The 3431-nt window shown below is 71.2% G+C and carries 6 protein-coding genes; 4 read left to right on the top strand and 2 right to left on the bottom strand.

The window, feature by feature from the left end; all coding sequences use genetic code 11:
• Window positions 1-438: hypothetical protein (locus ACIQVZ_RS42310; RefSeq protein WP_402458488.1), on the top strand; the 438-nt coding region annotated here is incomplete at its 5' end.
• Between the two features lie 130 nt (window positions 439-568).
• The gene (locus tag ACIQVZ_RS42305; protein ID WP_402458486.1) at window positions 569-769 is read left to right on the top strand and encodes a hypothetical protein; all 201 of its coding nucleotides are present in this window, start codon (window positions 569-571) and stop codon (window positions 767-769) included.
• Window positions 770-1006: 237 nt separating this feature from the next.
• Here the strand turns inward: ACIQVZ_RS42305 and ACIQVZ_RS42300 are convergent, their stop codons facing one another.
• Window positions 1007-1375, bottom strand: coding sequence for a hypothetical protein (locus ACIQVZ_RS42300; protein ID WP_402458483.1), 369 nt, complete (start codon window positions 1373-1375; stop codon window positions 1007-1009).
• A gap of 344 nt (window positions 1376-1719) precedes the next feature.
• Window positions 1720-1965 carry a hypothetical protein gene (locus ACIQVZ_RS42295; protein ID WP_402458480.1) on the bottom strand — a complete coding sequence of 82 codons (246 nt, stop codon included), beginning with the start codon at window positions 1963-1965 and terminating at the stop codon, window positions 1720-1722.
• Window positions 1966-2366: 401 nt separating this feature from the next.
• Between ACIQVZ_RS42295 and ACIQVZ_RS42290 the strand changes: the two genes are divergently transcribed.
• Together ACIQVZ_RS42290 and ACIQVZ_RS42285 are read left to right on the top strand one after the other, a co-directional pair.
• Window positions 2367-2774 carry a hypothetical protein gene (locus tag ACIQVZ_RS42290; RefSeq protein WP_402458477.1) on the top strand — a complete coding sequence of 136 codons (408 nt, stop codon included), beginning with the start codon at window positions 2367-2369 and terminating at the stop codon, window positions 2772-2774.
• Complete coding sequence (locus ACIQVZ_RS42285) at window positions 2767-3279, top strand: hypothetical protein (protein ID WP_402458475.1); 513 nt, start codon at window positions 2767-2769, stop codon at window positions 3277-3279. Before ACIQVZ_RS42290 ends, ACIQVZ_RS42285 begins: the two co-directional genes overlap by 8 nt.
• The last annotated feature ends 152 nt before the right edge of the window (window positions 3280-3431 follow it).

The raw sequence follows: 3431 nt of genomic DNA, 5'->3' as shown, positions 1-3431 counted from the left end.
CTCGACGTCGTCCAGGGCGTCACCGGCACCCACCACGCCGTCCACCGGTACGCCGACACCCTGGCCGCGCTCGGCCGGCACCTGACCGACCACTTTGCCTGCGGCGCCCGCGTCGGCCTGGGCGAGGTCGCCCTCTGGCACGCCGCCGCCCGCGCCCGCACCGTCGCCGTGCGGCACCTCGACGGCTCCCTCAGCACCTACCGCCGCCGCACCGGCGAGGACGTCCGCGACTTCGCCGCCCGGATCGGTACCCCGGACACCGACCAGGACACGGGCGCGGTGGACCCGGCGGGCGCGCGGCTGGCGTTCCTGCTGCGCGGCGATCTCGCCCTGCCCGCCGGAGCGCAGGCCTACGCGCTGCACCCGGCGTCCCTCGACGCGGGCGCGCTCCGCCTACTGGCCGCCTCCGACCCGGTCGCCGCGCTCGCCCCCAAGTAGCGGGGCCGCCCCGCTGGAGGGAACGGGCGCCACACCCCAGGACGACGAGGCCCCGGCGCAAGATCGCGCCGGGGCCTCGTCGTCCTGGGTGGCTGCTGCCGTCCTTGTCCCGGGTCAGGCGGCCGCGGTGATGGACGAGCTCGCGCGTACGGCCGGCCACCTGCACGCCGCCCCCGCCGCGGTCGGCGGCGAGCCGGGCACCACGCCGGTGCTGGCGGGCACGGTCCGCATCGTGGCCGCGGTCCTGCTCGCCCGCGACGTGGCCCGCACCGACACCGTGCTGCGTGCGGCCGCTGGTGTTCGGCCGGGACCCGGTGCCGGCCCGGCGTGAGGACCCCGGCGCCGGGGCTGGGCCAGTGCCTGGCCCGTACCGTCCCGCACCGTGGCCGCGGCGGCTGCGGTGCTGCCGGCCGGGCGCACCACCGAGACGGCCGGCCGTCTGGCCTCCGCAGACACCCGACGGAAGTCCGTGGTCATGTTCGGCTCCACTGAGAACGTCCCGGCGGTCGTACCGCGCTCCATCTGCTTGCCCTGCTCGGTTTCATCGTTTCCGCCAGAGCAGAGTGACTCAGTGCCTGGGGTGGATGCCCGAGGCCGAACCGGAGGGCCTTGGCGCCTGCGGCGGTCTGTCTTGCTCGGGTCGGCGTTCGCCGAGGCATTGGGGTGAGCGGCCGGATAGGCAGATTTCCTCGGCGAGTTGCATCCGGTCGGATGCCTTCTCGTCCCATTCGCGCCGGCGTTCCTCGCGTACCCGGTTCAGGTCGCGGCCGACGGGGATGAAGGGGGAGCCGGGGTGGCCGGGCCATCGGTTGCCGGTGATGGGGTTGAAGCGCCGGTCACGCTCGGCGTACCAGTGCTCCAGATGCGCCTCGCACATGCCGCCGGGCGAGCGGACGCCGAAGCGCTGGTCGGGCGGGAAGAGGTTGTTGGTGCTCATATGGCGAAGGACGCGCCAGTTGGCGCCTTACCCGCGGTGCCAGGCGGCGCGTATGTCCTCGGGGATGGGCTGTTCGAGGAAGGACTGGGGCGGTTCTGTTCCGTACAGGTGAGCCTCCTGCGGGCTATCGGTCGGTCAGGCCCGGTAGGGCGCGGGCAACAGCATCAGGGCAGGCGGGTTGATCGCATTGCTGGGGAGGTGATTCGGGTGAGGGCGTCGCCGTCGCCGGCACTGTCCCCGCCGCTGCTCCTGCCCCGCCGGCACCGGCGGGGCAGGTCGGGCCGGCCAAGGCACCGGGTGGTCCCGGCGCCGGCCTTGGGGTCGGCGCCGGTTGTGGTGGGGTGTCAGGGGGCGGTGGTGGTGCGGGTGACGCCGCCGTGGCGGCCGATCGGGCGGCCCTGGTGGTGGACCCCGGGCAGGTCGATGGCGCCGGTGGTGCGGGTGGTGGTGATGCCGCCGTGGGTGAGCAGTTCGGCGACCGCCTGTCCGTCGGTGCCGTCCGGGCCGGCGTGGGCCCACAGGGCGGTGCCTCCTTGCGCGCCAGCGGAAGCCGCTGCCCGGTGAGCGCGTCCAGGGCGGCGCTCACCCACGGGGCGTCGCGCTCCACCTCGCGGGCGCGCTCGCGGATTCCGGCCGTGACGCCGTGGCGGATGCCGTCGGCGTGCAGGGCCAGGTGGTGACCGCTGTGGTGGCGCTCGGTGTACAGCAGGGCCTGGTGCAGCGCGGTGAGGAACGGGCGGGGGGGGGGTGACGCGGCCGTGCGCGTCCTGCAGGTCGACGAAAGGAGCTTCTGGAGTTCCGACCGCCCATTCAACAGGACCCGTGCTCCCCGGCCTGGCACAGCGCGAGTTTGCAACACGATCTCCTCTTTCCCTGCACGGTCCGCCTATCGGAGACGGATCGATCTACCAATTTCCAACTATCGCGACTCGAAGGGAAATGTCGCATTCGAGTCGACAACAAGCTATTCCAGGATGGGTAGACTGAAGGAATGACCAACTACAGCAATGCTCACGACAATGGCACCCCCGACGCCGATCTCCCGAAGTTCTCCGTCAATGTCGTCCCGGCCGGCAAGCTCGGGCGCGAGGACCTCGCCACAATCCTGAAAACCTTTCGCCGCGGCCAGATCACGCCGCTGATCTTCGGGGACAACAACAGGCCCGAGGCTGTGATCATCCCCTTCGCCGCGTTCGTGCGCCTCATGAAGTACGACCACGCGGCCCACGTCCGCGCTGAGGGTGCCTTCCAGGAAGAGCTCTCCCGCCGCATCCAGGAGTCCGATACCAGCAACGAGGCGGGCATGAGCGTCGAAGAGCTCGCCGAGAGCCTCGGCCCGCTCGGTCAGCAGTGGGCGGATGAGCATCGCGCTGCCCAGCAGGAGAAGCGTGATGAGTGAGCATCAGCCTCCCATCCGTTTCCTGCCGACGGCCGGTCTCAAGCAGGACCTCCAGGCGCTCCATGACGCCGCGGTGATGCACCCCCGTGGACCGGAAGACCGGCTCCTGCGGGTGGCTCTCAATCAGCTGGGCCGGATCAAGCAGGGTGCACCGAGTACGCATCCGCTGGAATGCATGCCGAGCTATCCCGACCTCTCCGATTGCGAGACCACCTACGTCGGCGCAGATCCGGGCGCAAAGCCTTCGCACCGGATCGTCTGGCGGGAGCGCTCGCCCCGGCGTCCGGGCGAGCCCGCCACCCGGGAGATCATCGCTCTGGGCGAACGCGCGAATGGGCAGGCCTACTACATGGCAGGCCAGCGTCTGGGCCGCCCCGTGGGCTTCACTCTCGCCGAGCTGGCTGCGCAGCGCGAGCCGATCGGGAGGGACCCCCGACCCCGACAGCGCTCGACCGGAAGTTTCGGCACACCATCCACGAACGAGCCGGACTTCCAGTTCGAGTGACCTGTACCTCGCAGAGACTGGCGTGTTCATCGTCCTGGTCATCGTGCTCGTGCCGGTCTTCGCCATCGTCGACGGCCGAGTCTCGCAACTGCACTCGTCCCGCCATGAAGAGACCCCCCATGATGCCCGGGCATCATGGGGGGTCTCTCTTT

The organism is Kitasatospora sp. NPDC098663, assembly GCF_044760075.1.
In the GTDB taxonomy this organism is placed as follows: domain Bacteria; phylum Actinomycetota; class Actinomycetes; order Streptomycetales; family Streptomycetaceae; genus Kitasatospora.
Note: the sequence above shows the minus strand (reverse complement) of the source record. Positions and strands in the feature narration are given on the sequence as shown.

Excerpts from the sequence above, each read along its gene's own strand:
- ACIQVZ_RS42305 (WP_402458486.1), top strand. The coding sequence starts at position 569 with ATGGACGAGCTCGCGCGTACGGCCGGCCACCTGCACGCCGCCCCCGCC.
- ACIQVZ_RS42300 (WP_402458483.1), bottom strand. The coding sequence starts at position 1,375 with ATGAGCACCAACAACCTCTTCCCGCCCGACCAGCGCTTCGGCGTCCGC.
- ACIQVZ_RS42290 (WP_402458477.1), top strand. The coding sequence starts at position 2,367 with ATGACCAACTACAGCAATGCTCACGACAATGGCACCCCCGACGCCGAT.
- ACIQVZ_RS42285 (WP_402458475.1), top strand. The coding sequence starts at position 2,767 with ATGAGTGAGCATCAGCCTCCCATCCGTTTCCTGCCGACGGCCGGTCTC.